Consider the following 26,926-nt stretch of genomic DNA (forward strand, 5'->3'; position numbering starts at 1 on the left):
ACCCTGTATCCATTTTGGAAATCCATGAACGAGCAGACCGGCATTCCCGTTTCAGTTGAGACCGAGTCCCGCAAGGGCAGGTTCTTTCTCGTTGATCCAGGCCTCAGGGGCAATGGTGAGATTTCGGGGCTGGAGTTCGCGAACGAAGACGCATTGATCCACCCCGGCATGAATATTGTCGAGCGACCGACTGGCGAACCCGACCAGTACCCCGAGCGGCCACATCTGGTGCACGTGCCGGAGAAAGGGGGACTGCCGCGCGACTTTGAAGCGCTGGCAGGCATCTGGGTGGTCTCCGAGGCACTCAGACAGGTATTCCTGCGTGTAGACCCCGAAGCATTCGCATTTGTCTCATGCGACTTCACCCTTGCCGACGGCTCCCCCGGTCCGCAGTACTACCTCTGCAATGTGCTGCGCACGCTGAATGCTCTGGACGAAGCCCGATCGCGGGTGAAGATCAAGCTTGACCACGATCACCAGACTGGCCAGGACGTCAAGCTGTACAGCGTGGTGGGTGGAGCCAGTCTGATCTTCAAGGCAGACGCCGTGGCAAATGCCCACATCTTTCGCCAGGAGCGCTTGGGCGCTTCTCCTGTCTGCGATCGGGTGATGTCCGATGCCCTGGTTGCGGCGAAGTTGACCGGTGTCCGGCTGCGTGACGTAGCGGAGCTCTAAAAAAAACCCGCCACGAGGGCGGGTTCTTATGCGAACGGACGACGCGATCAGGCGACTTCGCCTTCCTCGCCTTCCTTCTTGACCGGCTTGACCAGGTCTTCGCGCTTGACGCCCATCCACATGGCCAGTGCGGCGGCGACGAACACCGACGAGTAGATGCCGAACCAGATGCCGATGGTCAGGGCCATGGCGAAGTAGTGCAGGGTGGGGCCGCCGAAGAACAGCATGGCCAGCACCATCATCTGCGTGGAACCGTGGGTGATGATGGTCCGCGAGATGGTCTGGGTGATGGCGCTGTTGATGACTTCCTGCACGTCCGCCTTGCGGTACTTGCGGAAGTTCTCGCGGATCCGGTCCATGATGACCACGGATTCGTTCACCGAGTAGCCCAGCACCGCCAGCACGCCGGCCAGCACCGAGAGCGAGAATTCCCACTGGAAGAAGGCGAAGAAGCCCAGGATGATCACCACGTCGTGCAGGTTGGCGATCACGCCGGCGACGGCGAACTTCCATTCGAAGCGGAAGCCCAGGTAGATCACGATGCCCAGCACCACGACCAGCAGGGCCATGAGGCCGTTGTGCAGCAGTTCCTGGCCGACCTGCGGGCCGACGAACTCGACCCGGCGCAGCTCGACGCCGGCGTCGGCCGCCTTGAGCGCGGACATGACGGTTTCGCTCTGCGTGGCGGACGTCTGGCCTTCCTGCAGGGGCAGGCGGATCATCACGTCGCGCGAGGTGCCGAAGTTCTGCACCTGGAAGTCGCTGTAGCCCAGCTTGGAGACTACGCCGCGCACGCTTTCCAGCTGCGCGGTCTGGTTGTAGCTGACTTCCATGACCGTGCCGCCGGTGAATTCGATCGACAGGTGGAAGCCGCGGGTGGCGATGAAGAAGACAGCCGCCAGGAAGGTGACGAGGCTGATGACGTTCAGCACCAGTGCGTGGCGCATGAACGGGATGGTGCGGTGGATCCGGAAGAATTCCATGGTTGGCCTTGGGCTCTATCTGTGGCGGGCGGCCGGGGCCGCCCGCGCTGTTCAGTTCGTCTTGGGTTTCCAGACCTCGCCGATGGAGATCGAGGTGAGCTTCTTCTTGCGGCCGTACCAGAGGTTGGCCAGCGCGCGCACGCCCACGACCGACGAGAACATCGAGGTCAGGATGCCCAGGCAGTGCACCACGGCGAAGCCCCGGATCGGACCCGAGCCGAAGGCCAGCAGCGCCAGGCCCACGATCAGGGTGGTCAGGTTGGAGTCCAGGATGGTGCCCCAGGCGCGCTCGAAGCCATGGTGAATGGCCTGTTGCGGACTGGCGCCGGCGCGCAGTTCTTCCCGGATGCGCTCGTTGATCAGCACGTTCGAGTCGATCGCCATGCCCAGCGTCAGCGCGATGGCCGCGATGCCCGGCAGGGTCAGCGTGGCCTGCAGCATGGACAGCAGGGCCAGCAGCAGCAGCACGTTGAAAGTCAGGCCGATGGTCGAGAACACGCCGAACAGGTGGTAGTACAGGATGATGAACGCGGCGATCGCCAGGAAGCCGTACAGCGTCGAGTAGAAGCCCTTGGCGATGTTGTCGGCGCCCAGGCTGGGGCCGATGGTGCGTTCCTCGATGATGGACATCGGCGCGGCCAGCGCGCCTGCGCGCAGCAGCAGGGCGGTGTCGGCGGCTTCCTCGGACGACATGCTGCCCGAGATCTGCACCTGGCCGCCGGCGATCTCGCCGCGGATGACCGGCGCGGTGACCACTTCGCCCTTGCCGTTCTCGAACAGCAGGATGGCCATGCGCTTGTTGATGTTGTCGCGGGTGACGTCGCGGAAGATGCGGGCGCCCTTGGCGTCCAGCGTCAGGTGCACGGCGGCCTGCTGGGTCTGCGAGTCGCGGCCGGGCTGGGCGTCCTGCAGGTTCTCGCCGGTCAGGATGACCTGGCGGCGGACCAGGATGCCGCGGCCGTCACGGTCGTTGTAGCGTTCCAGGCCGAACGGCACGGAACCGCCCAGCAGCGCGGCCTGCGCGGCGGGGGAATCGTCGACCATGCGGATTTCAAGGGTGGCGGTGCGGCCCAGCAGTTCCTTGGCCTTGGCCACGTCCTGCACGCCGGGCAGCTGCACCACGATGCGATCGTTGCCCTGCTGCTGGATGACCGGTTCGGCCACGCCCAGCTCGTTGATGCGGTTGTGCAGGGTGTTGATGTTCTGCTTGAGCGCGGAATCCTGCACGCGGGTGACGGCGGCCGGGTTCAGCGCGCCGATCAGCAGCTGCTTGCCGTTTTCCTCGCGCTCGGTGAATTCCAGGTCGGGCAGGCGGCTACGCAGCGTCGAGATGGCGCGGTCGCGGTCCTGCGTGTCGTTGAAGGTGGCGGCCACGGCCATGCCGGAGCGTTCCACGCCGGCCACGTTGACCTTCTGGTCGCGCAGCACCGAGCGCACGTCGGCGGCCAGCGAGTCATAGCGGGCGGTCAGGGCGCCCTGCATGTCCACCTGCAGCAGGAAGTGCACGCCGCCGCGCAGGTCCAGGCCCAGGTACATGGGCTTGGGGGCGAACCAGCCCAGCGCGCGCATCCAGGGCGGCGAGGCGGGCAGCAGGTTCAGCGCCACGGTGTACTGCGGGTCGCCGGAGACGGTGTTCAGGGATTTGTCGATCAGGTCGCGCGCCTGCAGCTGCAGGTCGGTCGAGGTGAAGCGGGCGCGCACGGTGCCGAGCGTGCCGTTCTGTTCGAAATAGACCCCTTCGTTGGGGATCTTGGCGTCGGTCAGGATCTGCTCGACCCGGCTCAGCATGGCCGGCTCGACCTTGACGGTGGCCTTGGCGCTGGAAACCTGGACGGCAGGCGATTCGCCGTAGAAATTGGGAAGCGTATACAGCAGGCCTATGACGACCGCCACCAGGACCGTTATGTATTTCCAGAGGGGATAGCGGTTCATTGCCGGCTACTTCATGTCAGGGTGAAAGGGGCCGCCCGGCGCGGGCGCCGGGCGGAGTCTGGCGTGGCGGCCGGACCTGCCGGCCCGGCGCAGCACCATGTGACTCTTACAGGGCCTTGATGGTTCCCTTGGGCAGCACGGCCGAGACCGAGGACTTCTGCATGATGATCTCGACGGGCTTCTCGGCCAGTTCCGAGACTTCGACGGTGACGTAGCTGTCGTTGACCTTGGTGACCTTGCCCAGCATGCCGCCGGCGGTGACGACTTCGTCGCCCTTGGCCAGGGCGGCGATCAGATTGCGGTGCTCCTTCTGGCGCTTCATCTGGGGACGGATCATCAGGAAATAGAGGATCACGAACATCAGAATGATGGGCAGCATGCCCATGAGCGCGCCGCCCTCGGGCGCTGCGGCCTGGGCCATGACGAGGCTGGCGGTATCGATAGCGGACATGGAATTCTCCTGCGTGTTTGGTCTTTAGGGTTTGTTGAGTTCTTGGTTGCCGGCGCGCTTCGAGGCTGCGCCGCATGCGCTGTCCCCGCGCGAGCCTTGGACAGGGCAAGCCGACTATTGTATCTAGGTTCTGCGCGCGCTCCCGTGTCGGAGGCTGCCCCGGCCCGCCGGGCAGGGCGGGGTTCCGGGTTTTCCATGAGAGGCGGCCCGCGGCCCGTGCGGGCGCTAGTCCACGCCGCGGGCGCGGTCGGCGGCGAACCGGGCGCGCCAGGCGTCGAATCGGCCTTCGGCGATCGCCTCGCGCATTTCCTTCATGATAGTCAAATAGAAGTGCAGGTTGTGCAGCGTATTCAGGCGCGCGCCAGTGATCTCGTTGGCGCGCTGCAGATGATGCAGGTAGGCGCGCGAGAAATTCGAGCAGGTGTGGCAGGCGCAGCTGGGGTCCAGCGGACGGGTGTCGTCGCGGTACTTGGCGTTGCGGATCTTGACGTCGCCGAAACGGGTGAACAGCCAGCCGTTGCGCGCGTTGCGGGTCGGCATGACGCAGTCGAACATGTCCACGCCCCGCGACACGCCCTCGACCAGGTCTTCCGGCGTGCCCACGCCCATCAGGTAGCGCGGCGCCTGCGCCGGCAGCTTGGGTGTGACGTGCGCCAGGATGCGCATCATGTCTTCCTTGGGCTCGCCCACCGACAGGCCGCCGATGGCGTAGCCGTGGAAGCCGATGTCCTGCAGCCCGGCCAGCGATTCGTCGCGCAGCGATTCGTACATGCCGCCCTGGACGATGCCGAACAGCGCGTTGGGATTGCCCAGGCGGTCGAACTCGTCGCGCGAGCGCCGCGCCCAGCGCAGCGACATGCGCATCGAGCGGGCCGCTTCCTCGACCGTGGCCGGACGGCCGTCGATCTCGTAGGGCGTGCATTCGTCGAACACCATTACGATGTCCGAATTCAGCGAGCGCTGGATGCGCATCGATTCCTCGGGCGTCAGGAACAGGCGTGCGCCATCGATCGGCGAGGCGAACTTGACGCCTTCCTCGGTGATCTTGCGCATGCCCTGCAGGCTGAACACCTGGAAGCCGCCCGAGTCGGTGAGGATGGGCTTGTCCCACTGCATGAAGCCGTGCAGGCCGCCATGCTTTTCCATGATTTCCGTGCCCGGGCGCAGCCACAGGTGGAAGGTGTTGCCCAGCACGATCTGCGAGCCGATTTCCTTCAGCTCGTGCGGCAGCATGGCCTTGACGCTGCCGTAGGTGCCCACGGGCATGAAGATGGGCGTCTCGACCACGCCGTGGTTCAGCGTGATGCGGCCGCGGCGGGCGCCGCCGTCGGTGGCGAGCAGTTCGAAGTTCAGTCCGGTCATGGTTGTTGTGCGGGGGATTCGATGAACATGGCGTCGCCGTAGCTGAAGAAGCGGTAGCGCTGGGCCACCGCGTGGGCGTAGGCGCGGCGGATCGGCTCGACGCCGGCCAGCGCCGACACCAGCATCAGCAGGGTCGACTGGGGCAGGTGGAAGTTGGTGACCAGGGCGTCGACCACGCGGTACTGGTAGCCCGGCGTGATGAACAGGCGTGTGTCGCCCTGGGCGGCGGCCAGCGGCATGCCCGGCGCGTTTGATCCGGCGGTCTGCGCGGCGGCCGATTCCAGGGCGCGCACGCTGGTGGTGCCGACAGCGATCACGCGGCCGCCGCGCGCGCGGGCGGCGGCGATGGCGTCGACGGTGGCCTGCGGCACGGTGAACCATTCGGCGTGCATGATGTGGTCTTCCAGCTTGTCGACCCGCACCGGCTGGAAGGTGCCCGCGCCCACATGCAGCGTGACGAAGGCGCGCTCCACGCCCAGGGCGTCCAGCTGGTCCAGCGTGGCCTGATCGAAGTGCAGGCCGGCGGTGGGCGCCGCGACGGCGCCGGGTTCGCGCGCGTACACGGTCTGGTAGCGGGCGTCGTCGCCGGCGTCGGCCTCGTGCGTGATGTAGGGCGGCAGCGGCGTGGCGCCGTGGGCGTCCAGCAGGTCCAGCACCGGACCGGAAAAGCGGATGTCGAACAGCTCGCCCTCGCGGCCCAGCACCACGGCGTCGAAGGCGTCGGCCAGGCGCAGCCCCATGCCGGGGCCGGGCGACTTGCTGGCGCGCACGTGGGCCAGGGCGCGGTCGGGCTCGGTGATGCGCTCGACCAGCACCTCGACCTTGCCGCCGGTGGTCTTGTGGCCGTTCAGCCGGGCCTTGATGACGCGGGTGTCGTTGAAGACCAGCAGGTCGCCGGGCCGCAGCAGGCCGGCCAGGTCGGCGAAGCGCCGGTCATGCAGCTGGCTGGCCCCATCCAGGTGCAGCAGCCGGCTGCCGGTGCGTTCGGCGGCGGGCGTCTGGGCGATGAGCTCGGGCGGCAGCTCGTAGTCGAAGTCGGAAACGGTGAGAGATCGGGTCACGCGGGCATCTGGCAGGAGAGGCCGGGCGGCGCGGGCCGCCGGCGGGGCCGTTCGTCATGGAATCGGCCGGGAAGGCCGGCCGGGTCGTACCGGGCAGGCCTGGGGCAACTCGCTATTGTAAAGGCAGGCCGGCCGGCGGGCGGTGTCCGCTGCCGGGCCGCCAGTCAGGCGTGTCGGTCGGAGGCGCTGATCACGCCCGTCCCTCAGGCCCGCCAGCCCAGCCGGCGCGAGCAGTCGGCGGCGGTGGCCAGCAGCCCGCGCACCGGGGCGCCGTCGGGCGACAGGTCGAAGCCGCCGTGCAGCCCCAGGCTGGTGAGCGCGCCCGCCAGGCCGCCCTGGGCGTCCCGCACCGGCACGCTGACCGAATCGATGCCGTGCAGCAGATGGCCGCTGACCGTGGCGTAGCCGCGTTCGCGCGTGGCGCGCCAGTGCGCGCGCAGGGCCGCGGCGGGATCGGCCGGCGGCTTGGCCGCGTCCAGCAGCCAGGACGCGTCGGCGCCCTGGCGCAGCTGCGCGTCCCATTCGGCCAGGGCGCGGGGCAGGGCCAGGTCCTCGGGCAGCCAGGCGGCATAGACCCGGCCGGTGGCGCTGTTGAGCAGGGGCAGCACCGAGCCGACCCGCACGTTCACGGTCACGGGCAGGCGCGCGTCGCGCCACTGCACGATGGTGGGGCCGTGCTGGCCCCAGATGGATATGAACACGGTCTGGCCGATGGCGCCGCTCAGCGCGTCCAGGCCGTCCGCCGCCAGCTTGACGAAATCGACCTCGGCCAGGGCGGCCAGCCCGGTGTGCAGCGCCTGCGGGCCCAGGCGGTAGCGGGCGCTGGCGGGGTCCTGCTCGACATAGCCGCGCCGTTCCAGCGAGACCAGGTAGCGATGGACCTTGGCGCGCGGCATGTCCAGGCTGCGGCCCAGTTCGGACACGGATTGCGCGCCGCCCAGCTCGGCCAGGCGGGTCAGGACGTCCAGCGCGATTTCCGCGGACTGGATGCCGGTGCTGCTGTCTGTTGACATGTGAATGTCTCTTATTAGAATACGCGTATCACTAAAAAATACATCAGCCGGTCACGGCGGACAATCCGGAGACAAACATGAAGATGTCCATTTTCTCGGTCCAGGACCATTACCCCTCGGCGCCGCGCAGCCTGGGGCAACTCTACGGTCAGGTGCTGGACCAGGCGCGCCAGGCCGAGCGCCTGGGCTACGACACGTTCTGGGTGGCCGAGCACCACTTCCATGAATATGGCGCCGTGCCCAATCCGGCCGTGTTCCTGGCGGCGCTGTCGCAGCAGACGCGCCGGCTGCGCCTGGGCACGGCGATCTCCATCCTGACCTTCCACAACCCGCTGACGGTGGCGGAAAACTATGCCCTGGTGGACCAGCTTTCGCAAGGAAGGCTGTCGCTGGGCGTGGGCTCGGGCTATCTGAAGCATGAATTCGAGGGTTACGACGTCGATCCCGCCATCAAGCGCGAGCGCTTCGACGAGAACCTGATGCTGGTCGAGCGCCTGCTGGCCGGCGAGCGTGTCACGCACGAAAGCCGTCACAACACCATCCGCGAGGTGCGGATCAATGTGCAGCCGGTGCAGCAGCCGGTGCCGGTCTACGTGGCCATCCTGCGCCGCGAGGCCGCCTATCACGTGGGCCGCCAGGGGCGCCGCATGCTGTTCGTGCCCTACGCGGCGGTGGACAGCTTCGAGGAAATCGGCCTGATGATGCAGGACTACCGGCGCGGGCTGGCCGAGGCGGGCATCGAAGACGCGTCCGGCATGGCGGCGGTGGCGCTGCACACCCATGTCGCCCCGACCGACGCGCTGGCGCGCGAGCGCGCGGCCAGCGCTTTCGACCTGTACGTGGACACGCGTCTGTACGCGCGCAAGCAGGTCTACGCCGATATCATCGCCAGCGGCCTGTCGCTGTTCGGTTCGCCGCGCACGGTGGCCGACAAGCTGGCGCGGCTGGCCGACATGGGGCTGGACCACGTCATGAGCCTGCACAACTTCGGCCTGCTGTCCCAGGACCTAGTGCTCGATTCCATGCGCGGGCTGATGGAAGAGGCCATGCCGCTGTCCGGCGTGGCGTCGGCCGCCGCCCAGCCCGCCTGAGCCGGCGGTCAGCCACGGAGCGTCCGATGAGCGACTGCCTGGATCTGAGCCCGGCCCGCATGCGTCAGGCGCTGGGCCGCTACGCCACCGGCGTCACGGTGGTGACTGCCGCGGGCGCGCAGGGGCCGATCGGCATGACCGTGAATTCCTTCGCCTCGGTCTCGCTGGATCCGCCGCTGGTGTTGTGGAGCCTGCGCCGCGCCAGTCTGCTGCATGCCGAGTTCATCGCCCGGCCGGCCTTCGCGGTGCATGTGCTGGGCGCCAGCCATCGCCATCTGGCGCGGGCGTTCGCGCAGACGGCCGAGGACCGCTACGCCGGGCTGGACTGGTATCCGGGCCATGACGGCCTGCCGGTGTTCGACGACTGCGTGGCGCGCTTCGAATGCGCCACCCGCCAGGTGCTGGACGCCGGCGACCACGCCATCCTGATCGGCCAGGTCCTGCGCCTGCACCTGTACGACGACGAGGCCGGCGCGCTGGTGTTCTGCAACGGCGCGTTCTCGACGCACGGAGGCATGCCCGCCTGAACCCTAACCCGCCGCAGGGGGCCGGCACATCCCGAAAACAAAGCCCCCGACCCCAAAGGAGATCGCGTATGAGCCCACGTTGCACCCTGAACGCCGCCCTGACGCTCGCGCTGACGGCCGGCCTGCTTGCCGGGGGCGCCGCGCCCGCGCAGGCGCAAGTGAAGATCGGCGCCACCTTGTCCGCCACCGGGCCGCAGGCCTCGCTGGGCATTCCCGAACGCAACACCGTGAGCCTGTTGCCCGCAGAGATCGGCGGGGCGAAGGTCGAGTACGTGGTGCTGGACGACGCCTCGGACCCGACCCGCGCCGTCAGCAATTCGCACAAGCTGATCTCCGAGAACAAGGTCGACCTGATCATCGGTTCCAGCACCACGCCCAATACGATGGCGATGCTGGACACGGTGGCCGCGGGCGCCACCCCGGTGATCACGCTGGCGTCCTCGGCCCGCCTGATCGAGCCGATGGACGACAAGCGGCGCTGGGTGTTCAAGACGCCGCATTCCGATTCGCTGATGGCCGAGGGCATCGCGCGCCATGCCGCCGCCCAGGGCGTGAAGAAACTGGCGTTCATCGGCTTCAACAACGCGCTGGGCGAGACTTTCTGGGTGGAAGTCGAGAAGGCGGCCAAGAAGCACGGCATCGAGCTGGTGGGCAAGGAGAGCTTCGCGCCCACGGACACCTCGGCCGTGGCGCAGACCCTCAAGCTGGTCGGGGCGGCGCCGGACGCGGTGGTGGTGGGGGCGTCCGGCACGCCGGCCGCGATGCCGGCCCGGGCGCTGCGCGAGCGCGGCTACCCGGGCAAGATCTATTTCAACCACGGCGTGGCCAACAACGACTTCCTGCGCGTCTGCGGCGCGGCCTGCGAGGGCGCCTGGGTGCCGGTGGGGCCGGTGATGGTGGCCGGCCTGCTGCCCGACAGCCACCCGGTCAAGGCCAGCGCCCAGGCCTTCGCAGCCAAGTACGAGGCCGTCCATGGCGCGGGCAGCGTGTCCCTGTTCGCCGCCTACACCTGGGACGTGGGGCTGTTGCTGCAACAGGCCGTGCCCGTGGCGCTGAAGGCGGCCAGGCCGGGCACGCCCGAATTCCGCGCGGCGCTGCGCGACGCGCTGGAAAATGTGAAAAACCTGCCCACGGCCACCGGCGTGGTCAATATGAGCCCGGCTGACCACAACGGCTTGGACGAGCGCGCCCTGGTCATGGCGACGGTTGCGGGCGGCAAGTGGCGCGTGCAGTAGAGGAAGGAGGGCTGCCGGCGATCAGCCGGCGGGCCGATTCCAGGGCCGGCCGGGCGCTTGCATGCCCCGCCCTGCGCCCGCAAGCGCTCCAGGTTTTGTATGCTCTCGGTTTTGCCGGATAAGCATTCAGGTGGTCGGGGCATGACGGGATACAACAGGGCGGTGGCGGGAACGGGCCGGTTCAGGCGGTGGCTGGCGGGCGGACTGCTGGCCCTGGCTGGCGGCGCGGCCTGCGCCCAGGTGCCGGGCCTGCCGCCGGCCGTGGTCAAGGCCTGGAAGGAAACCAAGCTGCCGGACAGCGCCCTGTCCCTGGTGGTGCAGGAGGTGGGCGGCCCGCGCCTGGTGGCGCTCAACGCCAAGGAGCCGCGCAATCCCGCCTCGGTCATGAAGCTGGTGACCACCTGGGCGGCCCTGTCCGAGCTGGGGCCCAATTACGTCTGGCGCACCGAATTCATGACCGAGCCGGGCGCCCGGCCCGACGCCAAGGGCGCGCTGTCCGGCCCGCTGTACCTGCGCGCCGGTGGCGATCCGCAGTTCCTGATGCAGGATCTCTGGGTGCTGTTGCGCGAGCTGCGCCTGCGCGGCGTCAAGCAGATCAACGATCTGGTGATCGACCGCAGCATCTTCGGTCAGGTGGGCACCGATCCCGGCGCCTTCGACGGCGCGCCCGACCGCGCCTACAACGCCAGCCCGGACGCGCTCATGGTGGGATTCGGCGCCGTGCGCCTGATGTTCCTGCCGGATGCGGCGGCCCATAAGTGGGTGCCGCTGATCGATCCGCCGCTGCCCGGCCTGAAAATCGAGGGCAAGGTGGAATGGACAGAGGCGCGCTGCCCCGGCGCGCCCGTGGTCTCGACCGAGCCGCTCATCACCCAGCAGGGCGTGACCCTGCGCGTCAGCGGCAAGGTGGCGGGCTCCTGCGGCGAGTTCAGCCTGTACCGGCTGGCGCTGTCGCAGCCCGACTACGCCACCGAGGTCTTCCGCATGCTGTGGCGCGAGCTGGGCGGCACCTTCAAGGGCCAGGTCCGTACCGGCATGGTGCCGGGCGACGCCGTGGTGCTGGCCTCGCACGACTCGCCCACGCTGGCCGAGGTCATCCGCCAGATCAACAAGCGCAGCAACAACGTCATGGCGCGCACGCTGCTGCTGACGCTGGGCGCCGAGCGGGGCCGCAAGCCGGCCACCGTGGCCAGCAGCGAAGCCGTGGCCAAGAGCCTGCTGGCGCGCCAGGGCCTGGACATGCCGGAACTGGTCATCGACAACGGCGCCGGCCTGTCGCGCGAGGCGCGCGTGTCCGCCGACAGCCTGGCGTCCATGCTGACCGTGGCCTGGAATTCGCCGGTCATGCCGGAATACATTTCGTCCCTGGCCATCGCCGGCGTGGACGGCACCGTGCGCCGCCGCCTCAAGGGCGACGGCACGCAGGGCATGGCTCACCTGAAGACCGGCTCGCTGCGCGACGTGCGTTCCATCGCCGGCTATGTGCTGGGCGCCAGCGGCAAGCGCTACGTGCTGGTCAGCATGGTCAACCACGAGCAGGCAGGCGCGGTGCGCGCCTTCGACGACGCGCTCATCGCCTGGCTGGCCGAACAATAGGGCATGGTCCATGCCGGGTTCCGCCAGGGCGGTCTTTTTCACCCTGGGCGGTCCGGCGATAAAAATTCCCGCAAACCGATTACGATTCTCTGGCGCGGTATCCAAGGCGGACCGCGAGCCGGCGCGAAAGCGCCGCGCCGCCCGCCGCCGCGCCTGAGGCGAACACCCCCGACTCTCAATATTCTGGAGATTTACGCACATGCCCGTGCACGAAATCCGTCACCCGCTGATCCGCCACAAGCTCGGGATCATGCGCCGCGCCGACCTCAGCACCAAGAGCTTCCGTGAACTGTCGCAGGAAGTGGGCGCCTTGCTCACCTACGAGGCGTCCAAGGATCTGCCGCTGGCGCCCGCCACCGTCGAAGGCTGGTGCGGCCAGGTCCAGGTCGAGAAGATCGCCGGCAAGAAAGTCACCGTGGTGCCCATCCTGCGCGCCGGCATCGGCATGCTGGATGGCGTGCTGAGCCTGATCCCCGGCGCCAAGGTCAGCGTGGTGGGCGTGGCCCGCAACGAGGAAACCCTCGAAGCCCATACCTACCTGGAACGCCTGGTCGGCGAGCTGGACCAGCGTCTGGCCCTGATCGTCGATCCCATGCTGGCCACCGGCGGCTCCATGGTCGCCGCCATCGACCTGCTGAAGAAGGCCGGCTGCAAGGAAATCCGCGCGCTGGTGCTGGTGGCCGCGCCGGTGGGCATCGACGCCGTGCTGGCCAAGCATCCGGACGTGCATATCTACACGGCGTCCATCGACGATCACCTGAACGAGCACGGCTACATCGTGCCGGGCCTGGGCGACGCCGGCGACCGGATCTTCGGCACGACCCAGAAGACCGACTGACGGGATCAGGTCGCCTTAAGCGCCGCGCAGCCTTTTCGGCGCGGCGGCCTCAGGCGGCCAGGCGCTGCGGCTGGCCGTCGCCCTGGCCGCCATCGATATGGCTGCCGAACCATTGCAGGCGGGACGCCAGTCCCGCCACCTCGCCCACGATGAGCAGGGCGGGCGAGCGGATGCCGTGCGCCCGCGCCAGATCGGGCAGGTCCTTCACTGCGCCCGACAGCACGCGCTGTTCCGGGCGGCTGCCGTTCTCGATCAGCGCGAACGGCGTGTCCGGCGCGCGGCCGTGCGAAATCAGCCGGCGGCTGAGCGCGTCCAGCTGGCCCACGCCCATGTAGAACGCCAGCGTCTGCTTTTCGCGGGCCAGCGCGGGCCAATCCAGGTTGTCTTCGTCGTCGCGGCAGTGGGCCGTCACCAGCCGCACCGATTGCGCGTGCTCGCGGTGCGTCAGCGGAATGCCGGCGTAGGCGGCGCAGGCCAGCGCGGCCGTGATGCCGGGCACCACCTCATAGCGCACGCCGTGCTCACGCAGGTATTCGAGTTCCTCGCCGCCGCGTCCGAAGATGAAGGCGTCGCCGCCCTTGAGCCGCACCACGCGGCGTCCGGCGCGCGCGTGCTCGACCAGCAGCGCGTGGATGCGGGCCTGGGTGGCGTGATGGTCTTCGCCGGGCTGCTTGCCCACCGACACGCGCGTCGCGTCGCGCCGCGCCAGGGCCATGATGTCATCGCTGACCAGGCGGTCGTACATGATCACGTCGGCCTCGTTCAGCGCCCGCAGCGCCTTGAGCGTCAAGAGGCCGGGGTCTCCCGGTCCGGCGCCCACCAGCACCACGCTGCCCTCGGCGGGGCGCAGGGGCTGGTCCAGGGCGGTGGCCAGCGCGGCCTCGGCCTGGTCCGGCCGCTGCTGGCGCAGCAGCCCGGCCACGGGGCCGTCCAGCAGCCAGTCGTAGAAGCGGCGCCGGGCGCCCAGGTCGGGATGGCCGGCGCGGATGCGCTGGCGGTAGCGCTCGGCCAGTCCGGCCAGCTGGCCCAGGGTGTGGTCGAACAGCGATTCGATGCGTTCGCGCAGGCGGCGGGCCAGCACCGGGGCCACGCCCGAGGACGAGATCGCCACGATCACCGGCGAGCGGTCCACGATGGACGGCACCTGGAACGAGGACAGCGCCGGATCGTCCACCACATTGCAGAACAGGCGGCGGGCCTCGGCGGTCTCGGATACCTCGCGGTTGACCCCGGTGTCGTCGGTGGCGGCCACGACCAGCCAGACGGCGTCCAGCCAGGCGGGGTCGAACCGGCCCGGATGGTGATGGATGCGGCCGTCGGCGGCCAGCGCGGCCAGGGCGGGCGTCAGCCCGGGCGCGCCCACGGTCACGGCGGCGCCCGCTTCGAGCAGCGCCAGCGTCTTGCGTTCGGCAACGGCGCCGCCGCCCACGACCAGCGCGGGGCGGCCGTTCAGATCGGCGAACAGGGGGAAGAGCTTCATATAGGGATCGGCCTCGGGCATGCCCGGCAGAGTGTCAGCCGATCATAGGGATGGGGTTTCATCCTCACAACTTTTGTTTTTTTGAATCCATATATCCAGAATTTATTAGCGCGGCTTGCCATTCCCGCTCGGGGCCCGGGCCGGAGCGGCCTCGCGGCCGGCCCGGGCAGCGGGGCGGCCCGGTCACGTTCCGATACGTCCCGGCTTTGCCAGCGGTGTAGTATCAAGCCCGGTGCCGCGCCTGCGCGGCAGGCGTTTTCAGGATTCAGGGAGCAGCGCGTGGCATTGCGAAAATTGATGTTGTTGACGGTGATGACGGGCGTGGTCGGCACGGCGCAGGCTGGTGTATGCGACGCGCAATTCATGCACGACGGCGGCGCCGTCCAGCTCACCGGCACGGGCAACCTGGCGCTGGGCGCCGACCTGAGCTTCGCCGAAGTCAGCAAGAGCAATGGCGACAATTGCCGCGCGCGGGTGCAGGGCGTGGCGCGTTTCAGCTACGCCGGCCTGCCGCCGGGCAAATCGAAGCTGGACTATTTGATGACGGTCAAGAACGGCCAGGCGACCTTTCTGAAGTACGCATCCGCAGGCGAGGCGCCCCAGCCTTCCGAGGGTCAGTTCGACCTGCGCATGCTGGGCCTGTTCGCCTATGACGGCAAGCTCAATGCCGGCCAGAAGCTGCCGGGCTCGTCCTTCCGCCTGAAGATCGGCAAGGACGCGCCGGTGGGCGGCCAGCCCAGCACGACCGTGCGCATCGGCCAGAAGACGGTGGGACAGCAGAAGCCGGTGGACACGGCGCTGGGCAAGCAGTCCTGCCACCCGATCACCTACACCCGCAATTCCGATCCCACCATGGCTTCGTTCCAGGGGCTGACGATTCCGATTCCCGGCATGAACACCACGGTCACTGACTGGTATTGCCCAGCGGTGAACCTGGTGATGAAGCAGGACATCGATCAGGGCGGCGTGAAATCCGCCGTCGAGATCACGCAGATCAAGTAGCGCGGGGCCGCGGCCGCCTGCGGGGCGCGACGCGGCTGGTATGATGTTTTTGTCATCGACACACAACAGGAGCTCAACACATGGCCACCAAGAAAACCGACGACGCGGCGAAAGAACGCCTGATCGACAGTGTCAAGACCAGCCTGAACGATGCCGAGAGCCTGCTGCGCGAAGCCGCCAGCAGCACCGGTGACAAGGCCAACGAATTGCGCGACCGCGCGCTCACCTCCCTGAAACGCACCCGCGAGGCCCTCTACGAGGCGCAGGACGCGGTGCTGGAGCGCGGCCGCAAGGCGGCGCGCGCCACCGACGACTACGTGCACGACAATCCCTGGCAAGCCATCGGCATCGCGGGCGTGACCGGCCTGCTGCTCGGCCTGCTGATCAGCCGCCGCTGACGGGAACGGCGCGGCTTGCGTGGCGGCCCGGACGCATCGTCCGGCCGTCCGCGCGGTCGCGCCATGACTCATGGGTCTGCGTAAATCTGTATTTGGCGTCGCCTCCGGCCTGGTCGGGCTGCTGCGCACGCGTCTGGAGCTGCTGGCTCTGGAGGCGGCGGATGAAAAGGCGCGGCTGCTGAAGCTGCTGGGCATGGCCTTCGCCGCCCTGCTGTTCCTGACGCTGGCGGTGCTGGTGTTCACGGTCAGCATCGCGGTGGCGTTCTGGCCCACCGAAAACCGTTATCTGGCGCTGGGCCTGCTGGCCGGTCTGTACGCGGTGCTGGGCGTGGGGCTGCTGATCGCGGTCAGGCAGGCGCTGCTCTATGGCCCGCCGCCGTTCTCGGCCACGCTGGAAGAGCTGGGCCGCGACGCGGAACTGCTCGAGCGCGTGCGCGACGCGCATGACGAGGATCCGCGCCGGCGCGGGGAGGACTGAGCCATGGCAAAGCGTTCTCCCTCCATCGACCGCGCGGTGCGCATCGAGCTGCTACGCGCGCGCGCCGCCATCGAGCGCGAATCCCTGGCCCAGGGCATCGCCAGCGCCGGCCGCAAGCTGGAGCCGGCCTCGCTCCTCAAGAGCCTGCTGCCCGGACTGGCGTCCAGCAATGCGTCACGCTGGGCCTTGCAGGCCATCGGCCTGGCGCGCCGTTATCCACTGGTCAGCTCGTCGCTGTCCGCCATGTTCATGCGTGGAGGCAAGCGCTTTCGCCTGCTGAAGGTCGCGGCGGGCGCGCTGGTGGGTTGGCAGCTGTGGAAAACCTGGCAGGAAGCAAGTGGCAAGGATCCGGACGAGCGTTGAGGTTCGGCGTCCTTCATCCGCCGCCTTCCTGGCAATGAACGCCATCCTGGAAACAGGATGGCGTTTTTGTTTGCGTGTCGCTGGACAGTGGCGGCATGGCGGGCATCGCGCATCGGGCGCCATGCGCGTGACCACGCCGCCTCTCAGGGTTCCAGCTGGATGCAGAAATCCACGTTGCCGGCTGCGCCGCTCAGCAGGCCGCCCGTCGCGCCTGGCTTGTCCTGGAACTCCCACCGCAGGATGCCGGCGGCGCCCGCCTTGGGCGCGGATGGGGGATTGCTGCCGGCGCTGGGCGGCGAGCAGGCGAGGCCGTCAGGCGTGCTGGTGCCGCAGGTTGCGTTGACGTAGCGGGTGAAGGCCGGCGTGGCGTCGGTGATGACCAGGTTGCGCAAGGGATCGATGTTCTTGTTGCGGTACGTGATGCGGTATTGCAGCCAGTCGCCGGGACGCGCCTGATTGTTGCTGGCCCAGTCTCCCTGCGGCGAGGGCAGCGGCGTGCAGTTGGGGCCGGTGTGGCGCACCTCCTTCACCAGTTCCAGCGCGCCGGATTGCGCCACCGTGGTCCGGTCCTCGCGCGTGTAGACGGCGCTGAGCGCCGGCGCGGCGTTGGCGTAGGTCAGTTCCGCGCGCAGCGTGACGACGTTGCGGTGGCCGGTGGCCGCATTGGCGGGAATGAACTGCTTGTGCACCAGGCACAGGTTCTGGCCGGCGTCCAGATCGAAGACCTGTTCGGATGGAATCAGCGTATCCGTGTCGACGTCGATCTGTCCATTGCAGTTGATGTCGCGATACAGCGCATCGGTCCAGTTCTCCGCTGGCGGCGAGGGCACGGCGCTGCTGCTCAGGCGCAGGCTGCCACGGGTGCCGGCGGTGAAGACGTGCGGGAAGGTCAGCGCCGCGCCCGGCGTGCCGTCCAGGTTGCCGTCGTGGCTGAGGCGGCTGTCGGGCACGTCGCCGAAGTCCAGGCCGTCCAGGACGCTGCGACCGCCGGGCGCGAAGCTGAGGATGTCGGCGTCGCGGTCGTAGGTGTATTGCGTGCCGCCGACGCTGGCCGAGCCCGAGATCGGCTTGCCCTGCACCGAGGCGCCGGTGGAGACGTGGCCCTGCGGATTGGTCTGCGCCACTTCGATGGGCTGGCCGGCGGCGGGGCCGCCGTCCTGCGGCACGGGCACGAACAGCGCGTAGGCGCCGTCGGCATCGGTCGAGCCGCTGGAATAGACGCGGCCGCCGGCCTGGACGCGCACGCCGACGCCCGGCAGGCCAGGTTCCGCGCTGTCCGCGACGCCGTTGTTGGCGGTGTTGCCGGCCCGGGCGTCCGGCGTTCCGGTATCGCGGAACACCCGGCCCTTGACGATCAGGCCTCGGTACAGGCCCAGGTCGCGGTTGCGCAGGTCCGCGTTGCTGATCGAGATGGACAGCCGGCCGTCCGCCGGCGCCGACGGCGTCCAGCCCGGCGTGGATGGCGTGATGTCTGCCGGATCCCTGTTGTCGGAGGCGATCAGGCAATAGTCGCCCGCGGGCGCGGCCTTGATGTGATAGCGGCCGCTGGCCGCGTCGGCGACCACGACGTCCAGCGCCGGCGCCTGGCATTGGCCGCCGGCGCGCGGCGTCAACTTGACCCACAACGTTGCGCCGACGCCGCCTTCTTCCGCGTCGAGATGGCCGTTGGCGTTGGCGTCTCGGTAGACCGCACCCTCCACGTCGTAGTTCAGGCCGACGCGAATGCTGGCATTGACCGACACGGCCAGGTTGGATGAGACCTCGCTCAGATTCGATTGATCATTGGTTTTCAGTCCCAGGGTCTGGCCCAGCACGGTCGCGGTCACGTCGCAGCTGCTGACGCCCTTGGGCAGGCTGCCGCCGGCAAAGCGCAGGCGCGAGCGGCCGTTCTGGGTGGATACCGTCACGGTGCCGCCGCATTGCGCGGCCTGGGGTTGTCCATCGATCAGCAGGCCCTCTGGCAGCAGATCGGTGAAAGCAAGGCCATCGTGCTGATCCAGGCCGTTGTTGCTGTTCTTCAGCTTGAAGATGACCTTCGCCTTGCCTTGCAGCGGGATGCGGATCTGGTCGAACGCCTTGGACAGCGAGGCCTCGGTGGCGGGCGTCAGGCCGAAGTCCTGTGTGTCCTGGCCTTCGGAATAGGGGCCGAGAATGCCGGACGCCGGGCTCTTGAAACGCCAGTAGACCGGGGGCGTAGGAGACGGATTGGCGGGGGAGTCCGACAGGACGATGGTGTAGTCCGTATCGCTGGGCGCGGCGAACTGATAGCTGCCCGCGCCGGGCGCCACCGCCTGCGACGACACGACTTCGTTCTTGCGCACGAGGTTGACGTAGACGTTCGAGGCCAGCGGCTCCACCGAGGTCCAGTTCTCTTGCTCGTCCAGCGCGTCGTTGCCGTTCTGGTCGTTGTACACCGTGCCGCTGAACTTGATCGTGGGTACCGCTTCCTTGATGAGATAGCTGGCCTGTTTGACGGTATCGCCGGTGCCGCTGCAGACCGGATCTTCCATGTTCCAGTCCAATGAGGGAGACGCGCCGTTGACGCCTGGCGCCTGCAGCGTGAAGACCACGGTCTCGTTGTCTTCGGCGGCTTCATCCGCCAGGGCCTCGAAGGGCAGGCTGATGACGCCGCCGCCCACGGTCGTCGACAAGCCGCCGTGGTACTCGCCTTGCGGGACCAACAGAGTCCAGGTATCGCTGCCGTTCTTGTGTTCCAGCGTGGGCGTGGAACCCGGCAGGCCGGCGGGCTGGCCCAGACGGTAGTCCTCGTCCGGCTTGGCCGTGCCGGAGGCCTTGAACACCAGCGTGATGGGCGTGTTGACGCGGCCATTGATCCGCACCTTGATCGCCGGCGCTTCGGCGCCTTCGACCGCCACCGCGTTCATCTGACTGCCGCCCAGGTCGATCAGCGGCTTGATCGGGATGGTGACGTTGTCCAGCAGATTGCTGTAGCTGGAATTGTTACCTGGAAGGATGGCCTCGAAACCCAGTTGATAGATGCCGGACGGGTAGCCGGCGGGCAGCGTTAGCACGGCGGTTTCCTCGTTCCAGCCCGGTTGCTCGGCCGGGCGCACGCTGGACGGGACGGCCATGATCGCTCCGCCGATCGGGCCGGCATGATTCAGCGGCCAGATGCCGGCCTGAACCTGGCTGGCGAATGCGCCGTTGGTTCCGCTGCGCGACGACAGGAAGTAGGACAATCGTATCGATTCGCCGGATTTCAGGCAGATGTTCTGGTACAGCCGGGAACGGGTCGCCGCGTTCAGCTCGACAAAGGCCGTCCCGCTGTTGGGCGTGACGCCATAGATGGCCGTGCTCGAACCGGCCTCGATCATGTGCCCGAATTCATAATGAGCCGGATGCGTGGACTGCCAGCCCGCCAGGCACTTGCCGGCTACGCCGAGCGTGCAGCGGGCATCGTCCAGGTAGAGCGGGGCGTTCGACGGTGGGTTGGGGCTGGCCCCATTCATCAGTTTGTCAAAGCCGGTGTTGACGATGGTGCGCGATTGCGCATGCGCCTGTTCCATCCCGGGCATGAGCAGCGCGCCCGCGATCATCAGCGCCGGCAGCCAGTGCGCCTTGCGCGGGCGGCGGTTCTTTGTGGCCTGCATCGTCATTGCCCAGCTCCGTCGAACAGCGATTCATCGAATTTCATCCGCAGGCGCAGGAACACGCCCCGGTTGGTCTGCGCGTCTCCGGCGAGATCGGTCTCGCGAAAGCCGCTGAAGTTGTAGCCCACGGACACCCACACATCGGGCGTCACCATGTAGCCGGCTTCCACGCCGAAACCCGTCTGGCGCGCGCCGCCCTTGCCGGTCATGGCGAAGGCCTGCACGCCGGCGTCCCAGCGCCGGGCCAGGTCCCACATGGCGCGACCGTAGACCAGATGGGCCCAGTTCTTCGACGACAGTCCGTTGGATTCGTCGGTGGTCCACTTGAAGGCGTAGCGGCCCGACAGCGTCAGTTTGCTGATCGGTTGCCAGTTGGCGTGGGCCGAGAGGATGTGCGTGTCCTGGCGCAGTCCATTGGCGAGGAACTGGCTGTCCAGGCCGCTGGCCGAGCCGGCCAGGTAGCTGCTGGCCGCGCCCGACAGGCGCTCGGCGCGATGCTCGTAGCGCGTCAGGAAATTGAAGCGGTCGTTGTCCACCGGGCGGTAGGCCGCGCCGATCTGCTGGCGCAGCCGGGTGGCGTCGCCGGCGTTGCCGTCGCGGCCCTTGTCCAGCTGCACGCCGTTGCGCAGCAGCAGGGTCCAGTCCGGCGACAGCTTGTAGGCCACGGCCGCGGTGTGCAGATAGCTGTCCAGCGAGGTGGCGCGGCGCGCTTCCAGGCGCGTGCTGAACTTCATCCGCTCGCTGCCGACGTACTCGGCCGCCACCGTGCCGGCCACCGAGCTTTCGTTCAGGCTGGCGTAGTCGCCGGGCATCGAGAAGGCGCCGCCGTAGCCGCCAGTGTCGCCGCGCTCGGGACTGAACAGCGGGCGCGTGCTTTCGAAAGTCGTGCCCAGCCGCCAGGAATCCGTCACGCTCCACAGGTTGCGCAGTCCGACGGCGGCCTGGGCGCTGCGGCCGTCCATGGCATCGTTCATCCGGTACTCGGAAAACACCGAACCGTCCTTCATGTACTGCGTGTCGAAGCCGAACAGGCCGGTGTAGCGGCGCTGCGTATCGTTCAGCGAATACAGGCTGCCCAGGCTGGACAGGAATTCGTAGCGGCCATAGACCCGCCCGCCGGAACCCAGCCGGTACTCGCCGCCCACGGCCGCGACACGGCGGTCGGACTCGCTGACATCCTGTTCGTATTCCAGGTAGCCGACGGCGTTCGGGTTGGTCGGCCACTGCACGCTCAGCTTGCCGCGCAGGGTGGTGCCCGAGTACGGCGCCACGCCTTGTTCGGCCATGTAGCCATTGTCGGCGACGGTTTCCGCATAGCGTCGCATGCCGGCCTCGGCCACCACGGTTTCGCTCAGCCGGCGTTCCACCGACACGGTGGCGCCTTCGCGCTTGCTGCCGTAGCGCTCGTCCTCGCTGCTGCGGATCTCGCCGCGCAGCGCGGTATGTTCGTCGATGCGGTACTCGGCCTTGCCGGCGATCTCGGTGCGGCCCTGCGAGACCGGCGCGGAGATATTGTCGAAACCCTCGTCGGCGCTGGCGTACTGCGCCAGCACGTTCAGGTCCGTGCCTTCGTGGCGGAACTCCACGCGGCGGGCGCTGCCCGAGTGCTCGCCCAGCAGGTCGGCGCCGGGTGCGACGGCCGGCGTCTCGCCCTGGCCGCCGGGCTGACCGGTCAGCTGGCTGTCCAGCAGGCTGCTGTCGCCGTTGCGGGTGCTGGCCAGCTCGGCGGACAGCGTGGTGCGCTCGCCGAACTTGTATTCGCCTGTCACCGCGCGCATGCCGAAGGACTTGCCGGGATCCTCGTCGCGCACGTAGACGCCGCCCACGCGCAGTTTCTCGGTCGCCTGGACCTGCGCATCGGCGCCATAGACCGCGAAAGCCTCGCCGCCGGAGTCGACTTCGTAGCTCACGCGGATCGAGTTGGGGTTCAGGTCCGCGTCGAAGCTGGGGATCGGCGCCTTGAACAGCAAGCGGCCGGTCCAGGGTTCGAGTTCGTAGTCCACGAAACGTTGCCTGGTCTCGCTGCGCAGGATCAGCGACGGCTGGTTGCGGTCGCGCGTCAGCACCACCACCTGCTCGCTGTTGAGGTACAGATCGCCGTGACGTAGCTGGAACGGGCCGGAGGTGCCGTTGGCGGCGAATTCCTCGACCATCTGGCGCAGCGTGTCGTGCGCGGCGAAGCCGGTCACTTCCACCTTGCGACCCTGGATGTCCGTCTCGTAATGGCCTTTGACGCCATTGAGCGAGCGCGAGTATTGCGAGATCTGGCGCACCGTGTCGGACGAGGCGGTGGTGTAGTCGCCATACAGCAGGTACGACTTGTCCTTGTCGATGCGCACATACAGGCGGCCGGTGCTTTGGGCGTCGAAGCCGCGCTGCGCCGAGTCGCCGTAGATGGGGTAGTACTCGTCGGGCTGGATATCGCGGAACAGGCGGTCGCGGGTGGTCTTTTCCGAGTCGTAGGCGGCGGTCAGCAGATAGTCGCCGCGGATCTTGCCCTTGAGGAAGAACGCGGCGCGGCCGCCCGCCGAGCCCTTGCCGTCGTTGAACGAGCGGCTGTGCGCGCGCAGCTCGCGCTCGAACACGTCGCCCGAGCGCACCGGCTCCATCTTCGAGAAGTCGATCTGGTTCAGGCTGATGCTGCCTTCGACGATGCCGGCGGCGATCATCGGACGCAGTTCCGGCACGAAGGCCAGCGGGATCTTCTTGCGCAGATTGCCGGCCTGCACTTCCACATGGCCCTCGCCGGGCGAGGCGGGCGGCGTCAACGGCAGCTCGGCCTGGCCGCCTTCCACGAAGATCTGCGTGCCCGGCTCGGCGGGCGACAGGTCTTCAAGCTGCCACTGGCCGATCGTGGCATTCAGCGTCACCTGGGTGCGGGCCGCGAAAGGCACGCCGTCGCGGTCCATCAGGCGCAGGCGCAGCCTGGCCGGCGTGCGGCCGTCTGCCATCGGACGGTCCGGCGCGCTCAGCTCGATGCGGGCCAGCCTGCCCGGCGCGATCACGCTGACGGACGCGCTGCCGCGCGCGTTGCCCATGCCGTCCAGCTGTTCGACCTGGATGCGGTTGACGCCGGGGCGCAGGTTCACGCCCACGTATTCCCAGCCCTGCACGCCCTGGTCCTGCAGCTGGCTCTTCTTGCCGACGCGATCCTGGCCGACTTCGGCGCCGTTGACCTTGAGGCGGAAGATGGCCCCCAGACGGCCCTTGACCATGATGGAAGTCTGGGCGATGGGCAGGGTCTGGCCTTCCTTCAGGTTGAGCAGGCCCAGTTCGGGGTCGGCCTCGGGCAGCAGTTCCTCCAGCGGCCGGGCCGTGGCGGCGTCCGGCGCGCCGGCGGCGTTCGCCGCTTCGGTCCGCGTGGCACGCGGCGCCGGCGATTTCCCGTCGCGTCCCGGGGGCTGGTCGGCGCCGGGCGTGCCGCGCTCCGGGTCCATGTAGCCGGTCTGCGGGCGGCTGCGCACGTCGGTGGTTTCCACGAGCTGCGCCTGCGCCTTGAAGTCGCGGCGCACGCTGGACGCGGCTTCGTCTCGCTGGGCCGAGGCGGCGTCGCGGCGCGCGATCACATCCCGCCGCACCGATGGCGCGCAGGATTGCTCGACGAAGTTGGCCTTGTGCAGCTCGCCCTTCTTCAGGTCGACGAAGCGGGTGCTGGCCTGGCGGGTGCGGACGGCGGGCGAGGCCTGCTCGTCGACGCTGTTGCGGTGGCCGGCCGAACCCAGCACCGCGCCTTGCGGCAGGGTGGTCAGGTCGAGCTTGAGCACGTGCGTCAGCGGACGCAAGCCGTAGAAGCTGTATTTGCCCTCGCTGTCGGTGATGGCGAAGGTGCCGTCTTCCAGGTACAGGCGCACGCCGGGGATGCCGATTTCGCCGGCTTCCTCGTCCTGGATGCCATTGCGGTTGCAGTCCAGCGTGACCTTGCCAATGACGAAGGCCTCTTCCGCGAACACGCCGCCGACCACTTTCACCCGCGCCGAGGCTTCGTTCGAGCGCAGCGCGCCGCTGGTGGCGCGGGCGCGGTTGACGCCGTCGCCTTGCAGGGCGCCGACGTTCACGCGCATGCGATAGGTCAGGCGCAGCGCTTCCTGGTCGGCCAGGCGCAGCGACGGCAGCTCGAAGCGCATCGACAGCCCGCCCTTGCCGTTGGGAGTGAGCAGCGGTTCGACGGCGCTGGCGCCGGCGGCGGTGATGACCCGCGCCGAGCCTTGCTGGTAGACGAAGCCGGCGGCGGGCAGGTCCTCGAAGGTCGCGCCGGCCAGCAGCCCGCCCGTCTGGTTGTTCAGTTCGAGCGCGTAGTCCACGAAGTCCACCGTTTCGACGACGCTCTTGGACGCGCTCTTGCGCAGCAGCAGGCCCTGGGTCGCGGCCTGGTCCAGCGGCAGGTGGTTGTTGGCCACGGGCCGGCTGCCGGACGATACCGTGAACTGGGTGTAGTAGGTGGTGGCCTCGCCAGGCTGCGGCGGGGCGGCTTGCGGCTGCACCGCCAGCGGGGCCGCGCCGGTGGGCAGGACCAGGGCTTGCGGCTGGGGCGGCAGCGCCGTGGACGGCGACACATAGCCGGCCGAGGGCCGGGTAAGCAGCTGATAGCGGCCCGAGGGCGCGTCCGATGTGAGCAGGAACTGGTACATGCCTTCGTCGCTGCTGCGCTGTTCGGCATTGCCCGCGCCGCCCACCAGGTGGCGCGCGGGATCGAAGCCGACCGGGCCGCTCAGCCGCACCATGGCGCCGGCCAGCGGCTGGCGGTTCGACGAGCCATAGACCACGCCGCTGGGGATGACGGGCAGACTCTGGCCGGTGATGTCGGCGTTCGCCGCGATCGACAGGTCCACCAGCATGCCGGCGTCCGTATCCGGGCGCGCGCCCGATTGCGCGGCGCCATTGTCGCCGTCCACGGGCGTGGCGTACTGGTAGCCGGAGGGGGACAGGAAGCGCAGCGCGTAGTCCGCGCGCGGCGTCACGTCCTGCATGCGGTAGGCGCCGGCGGCGTCGGTCACGGCCTCCTGGACCAGGCGGTACTGCGTACCGGGGCCGATGACCACGCTGCGCAGGCCGGCGGTCCGCGCGGCCGGATCGTTGTAGGGCAGCAGCAGTTGCGCGCGCCAGCCGGCCAGGGGGCGTTCCCCGCCCTGGTGAAGGCGGTCCCGATTGAGATCGAGCCAGACCTTGCCGGACAGCTTGGCGCCGGCTTCGATCACGGTGGGGTCCTCGACGCTGTTGTTGCCGGCGAAGGCCGCGGGTTCGCCGCCGCCGGAGACGGCGGCGCGGTTGACCAGCGTGACGGCGGATTGGCCTGCCAGCACGGTCGCGGGCACGCGCGCCACCAGCGTCAGCGGCGCGCTGGGCGAATCCGGGCCGATGGTCTGCGAGGTCTGGCAGCTGACGGTCTGGCCGGCCGCGTCGCAGGTCCAGAGCGGCCCCGTGGCCGAGACCAGCTGCATGCCATCGGGCAGGGTATCAACGACGGAGATCGCGCCGGCGCTGGGCTGGTTGGCCGCGTGCACCTTCAGGGTGTAGGCCTGCTCCAGGCCGGCGTGGAAATTGCCGTCGTGCGTCTTGACCAGCGTCAGGTCCACGCCCTCGGTACCGTCCACCATCACGGGCACGGTATTGCTAGGCTGCATGCGCACGCCGTCGGGCGAGGCCGCGGCGTGGAAGTTCAGCACGCCGACATTGTCGACGCGGCCGGCGTGGTCGTCGTCCACGCGCACGGAAAAGCCCATGCGCAGCGATTGATTGCGCTGCACGACCGGCAGCGCGATGGCCACTTCGTCGGCATTGGCCACTTCGCTCGAACGATAGGAAAACGGCGCGTCGCCCGGCGCATGCCAGAGTCGCCGGGCGCCGGCGATGGCGGTTTGCAGCGAACCGCTGACCAGCCGGGTATGCGCCGGGATGCGGTCGCGCAGCAGCACGGCCCGGGCGGCCACGCCGTCGATGCGCAGCGCGCCTGTGGCGCCGTCGAGGTCCTTGCCGGTCTCCGTGCCTTCGGCGTCGGCATTGCCGTTGTTGGTGGCGTCGAGCGTGTAGCCGACCACGTCGCCGCCCTGCGCGCGGTCCGCGTCGGCCGTCTTGTGCAAGGCGAAGGCCGCGCCTTCGCGCACGACGATGACATCATTCTTGCTCGTGAGCACGCTGCGCGCCTGCGATCTGGCCGAAAGGCGCAGCACGGCCGCCTGTCCGTCCTGCGCATCATCGGGCACGGTGGCGATCGCCAGCAGGCTGGCGGCCTCGCCAGGTTCCAGCGTGAACGCGGGGCCTTGCAACGGGATGCGCGCATCGCCGTCGTCCTCGACGCCGTTGTCGTTGCGGTCATGCACGATGTAGGGGGCTTGCGGCGCGAAGCTGCCGGCCACGACGTTGAGGTCGAAGGCATAGCCGGAGACGATATTGCCGGTATTGGTCAGCACGTGCGGCATCTGCACGCTGGCGCCGGGGACGCCGTCGCGCGAGCCGCCAGGCGTGAGCAGCAACGCTTCCACCGGCGAGACCCGGACCTCGACGATGTTGGAGAGAATGCGGACCTCCCGCGTGTGCCCGGCGGGCAGCAACGTGACATCGGCCTGCGTGCGCAGGATGATGCCCGCCTGCGGCGAATCCGCGACCGAGGTTTGGGCGCTGGCGTGGCCGCTGAAGATGGATGCCCATGCCGGCAGCAGGAGCGCGGCCAGCGTCAGCGCGCGACAGGCGCGCCCGAGCTGGCCCGGACCGCGCGCGGCCGGGGCCGGTCGCGTCGCGCCGGATGCGCGCTCCTGGGGGAAAGACAGGAAGTTTCTCCAATCTACAGGCATGCGTATCAATCTTTCCGAATCAGGGTTTTGGGAATGACGAGG

At 68.6% G+C, this 26,926-nt stretch carries 19 protein-coding genes; 10 read left to right on the plus strand and 9 right to left on the minus strand.

What is annotated here, in order from left to right:
- Nucleotides 1-24: 24 nt before the first annotated feature.
- Complete coding sequence (locus ACEU5R_RS03950) at nt 25-675, plus strand: imm11 family protein (protein WP_392409159.1); 651 nt, start codon at nt 25-27, stop codon at nt 673-675.
- A gap of 47 nt (nt 676-722) precedes the next feature.
- On the opposite strand, the gene secF is transcribed toward ACEU5R_RS03950, so the two are convergent.
- The 6 genes from secF to ACEU5R_RS03980 form a co-directional block, all read right to left on the minus strand.
- Complete coding sequence (secF, locus tag ACEU5R_RS03955) at nt 723-1,658, minus strand: protein translocase subunit SecF (RefSeq protein WP_392409160.1); 936 nt, start codon at nt 1,656-1,658, stop codon at nt 723-725.
- Between the two features lie 51 nt (nt 1,659-1,709).
- Nucleotides 1,710-3,590 carry a protein translocase subunit SecD gene (secD, locus tag ACEU5R_RS03960; RefSeq protein ID WP_103275876.1) on the minus strand — a complete coding sequence of 627 codons (1,881 nt, stop codon included), beginning with the start codon at nt 3,588-3,590 and terminating at the stop codon, nt 1,710-1,712.
- 106 nt (nt 3,591-3,696) lie between these two features.
- Nucleotides 3,697-4,041 (minus strand): preprotein translocase subunit YajC, encoded by a 345-nt coding sequence (yajC, locus tag ACEU5R_RS03965; RefSeq protein ID WP_103275875.1) that lies wholly within the window; start codon nt 4,039-4,041, stop codon nt 3,697-3,699.
- A gap of 225 nt (nt 4,042-4,266) precedes the next feature.
- Nucleotides 4,267-5,403: a tRNA guanosine(34) transglycosylase Tgt gene (gene tgt / locus ACEU5R_RS03970; RefSeq protein WP_103275874.1), complete on the minus strand. Its 1,137-nt coding sequence runs from the start codon at nt 5,401-5,403 to the stop codon at nt 4,267-4,269.
- Nucleotides 5,400-6,464: a tRNA preQ1(34) S-adenosylmethionine ribosyltransferase-isomerase QueA gene (gene queA / locus ACEU5R_RS03975; RefSeq protein ID WP_392409161.1), complete on the minus strand. Its 1,065-nt coding sequence runs from the start codon at nt 6,462-6,464 to the stop codon at nt 5,400-5,402. The genes tgt and queA overlap by 4 nt, the downstream gene beginning before the upstream one ends.
- A gap of 203 nt (nt 6,465-6,667) precedes the next feature.
- On the minus strand, nt 6,668-7,477 hold the full coding sequence (locus ACEU5R_RS03980; RefSeq protein WP_392409162.1) for an IclR family transcriptional regulator: 810 nt from the start codon (nt 7,475-7,477) through the stop codon (nt 6,668-6,670).
- A gap of 77 nt (nt 7,478-7,554) precedes the next feature.
- Here ACEU5R_RS03980 and ACEU5R_RS03985 point away from each other — a divergent pair, with 77 nt between their 5' ends.
- The 5 genes from ACEU5R_RS03985 to upp all read left to right on the plus strand — a co-directional run bounded on the left by ACEU5R_RS03985 (nt 7,555) and on the right by upp (nt 12,764).
- Nucleotides 7,555-8,568: an LLM class flavin-dependent oxidoreductase gene (locus tag ACEU5R_RS03985; RefSeq protein ID WP_103275871.1), complete on the plus strand. Its 1,014-nt coding sequence runs from the start codon at nt 7,555-7,557 to the stop codon at nt 8,566-8,568.
- A 26-nt stretch (nt 8,569-8,594) separates the two neighbouring features.
- A complete protein-coding gene (locus tag ACEU5R_RS03990) occupies nt 8,595-9,095 on the plus strand; it encodes a flavin reductase family protein (protein WP_392409163.1) in 501 nt (166 codons plus the stop codon).
- Nucleotides 9,096-9,163: 68 nt separating this feature from the next.
- Nucleotides 9,164-10,330: an ABC transporter substrate-binding protein gene (locus ACEU5R_RS03995; protein WP_103275869.1), complete on the plus strand. Its 1,167-nt coding sequence runs from the start codon at nt 9,164-9,166 to the stop codon at nt 10,328-10,330.
- 141 nt (nt 10,331-10,471) lie between these two features.
- Complete coding sequence (gene dacB / locus ACEU5R_RS04000; protein WP_103275868.1) at nt 10,472-11,926, plus strand: D-alanyl-D-alanine carboxypeptidase/D-alanyl-D-alanine-endopeptidase; 1,455 nt, start codon at nt 10,472-10,474, stop codon at nt 11,924-11,926.
- 199 nt (nt 11,927-12,125) lie between these two features.
- A complete protein-coding gene (gene upp, locus ACEU5R_RS04005; RefSeq protein WP_103275867.1) occupies nt 12,126-12,764 on the plus strand; it encodes a uracil phosphoribosyltransferase in 639 nt (212 codons plus the stop codon).
- Between the two features lie 49 nt (nt 12,765-12,813).
- On the opposite strand, the gene cysG is transcribed toward upp, so the two are convergent.
- Complete coding sequence (gene cysG, locus ACEU5R_RS04010) at nt 12,814-14,244, minus strand: siroheme synthase CysG (RefSeq protein WP_392409164.1); 1,431 nt, start codon at nt 14,242-14,244, stop codon at nt 12,814-12,816.
- 297 nt (nt 14,245-14,541) lie between these two features.
- Between cysG and ACEU5R_RS04015 the strand changes: the two genes are divergently transcribed.
- From ACEU5R_RS04015 to ACEU5R_RS04030, 4 genes are all read left to right on the plus strand, one after another.
- A complete protein-coding gene (locus tag ACEU5R_RS04015) occupies nt 14,542-15,246 on the plus strand; it encodes a hypothetical protein (RefSeq protein WP_392409179.1) in 705 nt (234 codons plus the stop codon).
- Between the two features lie 80 nt (nt 15,247-15,326).
- A complete protein-coding gene (locus tag ACEU5R_RS04020; protein ID WP_103275859.1) occupies nt 15,327-15,644 on the plus strand; it encodes a YqjD family protein in 318 nt (105 codons plus the stop codon).
- Nucleotides 15,645-15,714: 70 nt separating this feature from the next.
- Entirely contained in the window at nt 15,715-16,122 is a 408-nt protein-coding gene (locus tag ACEU5R_RS04025) for a phage holin family protein (RefSeq protein ID WP_392409165.1), read from the plus strand.
- Nucleotides 16,123-16,125: 3 nt separating this feature from the next.
- Complete coding sequence (locus tag ACEU5R_RS04030; RefSeq protein ID WP_103275857.1) at nt 16,126-16,485, plus strand: hypothetical protein; 360 nt, start codon at nt 16,126-16,128, stop codon at nt 16,483-16,485.
- 143 nt (nt 16,486-16,628) lie between these two features.
- On the opposite strand, the gene ACEU5R_RS04035 is transcribed toward ACEU5R_RS04030, so the two are convergent.
- Together ACEU5R_RS04035 and ACEU5R_RS04040 are read right to left on the minus strand one after the other, a co-directional pair.
- On the minus strand, nt 16,629-20,102 hold the full coding sequence (locus ACEU5R_RS04035) for a hypothetical protein (RefSeq protein WP_392409166.1): 3,474 nt from the start codon (nt 20,100-20,102) through the stop codon (nt 16,629-16,631).
- Nucleotides 20,099-26,884, minus strand: a complete 6,786-nt coding sequence (locus ACEU5R_RS04040; RefSeq protein WP_392409168.1) for an SdrD B-like domain-containing protein — start codon at nt 26,882-26,884, stop codon at nt 20,099-20,101. The genes ACEU5R_RS04035 and ACEU5R_RS04040 overlap by 4 nt, the downstream gene beginning before the upstream one ends.
- Nucleotides 26,885-26,926 lie beyond the last annotated feature (42 nt).

Source organism: Achromobacter sp. 413638 (assembly GCF_043119405.1).
In the GTDB taxonomy this organism is placed as follows: Bacteria; Pseudomonadota; Gammaproteobacteria; order Burkholderiales; family Burkholderiaceae_B; genus Achromobacter.

What these genes read in the sequence shown, in the direction of transcription:
- ACEU5R_RS03950 (WP_392409159.1), top strand. Translation starts at nt 25, where the DNA reads ATGAACGAGCAGACCGGCATTCCCGTTTCAGTTGAGACCGAGTCCCGC.
- ACEU5R_RS04040 (WP_392409168.1), bottom strand. Translation starts at nt 26,884, where the DNA reads ATGCCTGTAGATTGGAGAAACTTCCTGTCTTTCCCCCAGGAGCGCGCA.
- ACEU5R_RS03980 (WP_392409162.1), bottom strand. Translation starts at nt 7,477, where the DNA reads ATGTCAACAGACAGCAGCACCGGCATCCAGTCCGCGGAAATCGCGCTG.
- ACEU5R_RS03995 (WP_103275869.1), top strand. Translation starts at nt 9,164, where the DNA reads ATGAGCCCACGTTGCACCCTGAACGCCGCCCTGACGCTCGCGCTGACG.
- ACEU5R_RS04020 (WP_103275859.1), top strand. Translation starts at nt 15,327, where the DNA reads ATGGCCACCAAGAAAACCGACGACGCGGCGAAAGAACGCCTGATCGAC.
- cysG (WP_392409164.1), bottom strand. Translation starts at nt 14,244, where the DNA reads ATGAAGCTCTTCCCCCTGTTCGCCGATCTGAACGGCCGCCCCGCGCTG.
- secD (WP_103275876.1), bottom strand. Translation starts at nt 3,590, where the DNA reads ATGAACCGCTATCCCCTCTGGAAATACATAACGGTCCTGGTGGCGGTC.
- ACEU5R_RS03990 (WP_392409163.1), top strand. Translation starts at nt 8,595, where the DNA reads ATGAGCGACTGCCTGGATCTGAGCCCGGCCCGCATGCGTCAGGCGCTG.
- yajC (WP_103275875.1), bottom strand. Translation starts at nt 4,041, where the DNA reads ATGTCCGCTATCGATACCGCCAGCCTCGTCATGGCCCAGGCCGCAGCG.
- ACEU5R_RS04030 (WP_103275857.1), top strand. Translation starts at nt 16,126, where the DNA reads ATGGCAAAGCGTTCTCCCTCCATCGACCGCGCGGTGCGCATCGAGCTG.
- upp (WP_103275867.1), top strand. Translation starts at nt 12,126, where the DNA reads ATGCCCGTGCACGAAATCCGTCACCCGCTGATCCGCCACAAGCTCGGG.
- ACEU5R_RS04035 (WP_392409166.1), bottom strand. Translation starts at nt 20,102, where the DNA reads ATGACGATGCAGGCCACAAAGAACCGCCGCCCGCGCAAGGCGCACTGG.
- ACEU5R_RS04015 (WP_392409179.1), top strand. Translation starts at nt 14,542, where the DNA reads ATGTTGTTGACGGTGATGACGGGCGTGGTCGGCACGGCGCAGGCTGGT.
- ACEU5R_RS04025 (WP_392409165.1), top strand. Translation starts at nt 15,715, where the DNA reads ATGGGTCTGCGTAAATCTGTATTTGGCGTCGCCTCCGGCCTGGTCGGG.
- secF (WP_392409160.1), bottom strand. Translation starts at nt 1,658, where the DNA reads ATGGAATTCTTCCGGATCCACCGCACCATCCCGTTCATGCGCCACGCA.
- tgt (WP_103275874.1), bottom strand. Translation starts at nt 5,403, where the DNA reads ATGACCGGACTGAACTTCGAACTGCTCGCCACCGACGGCGGCGCCCGC.
- dacB (WP_103275868.1), top strand. Translation starts at nt 10,472, where the DNA reads ATGACGGGATACAACAGGGCGGTGGCGGGAACGGGCCGGTTCAGGCGG.
- ACEU5R_RS03985 (WP_103275871.1), top strand. Translation starts at nt 7,555, where the DNA reads ATGAAGATGTCCATTTTCTCGGTCCAGGACCATTACCCCTCGGCGCCG.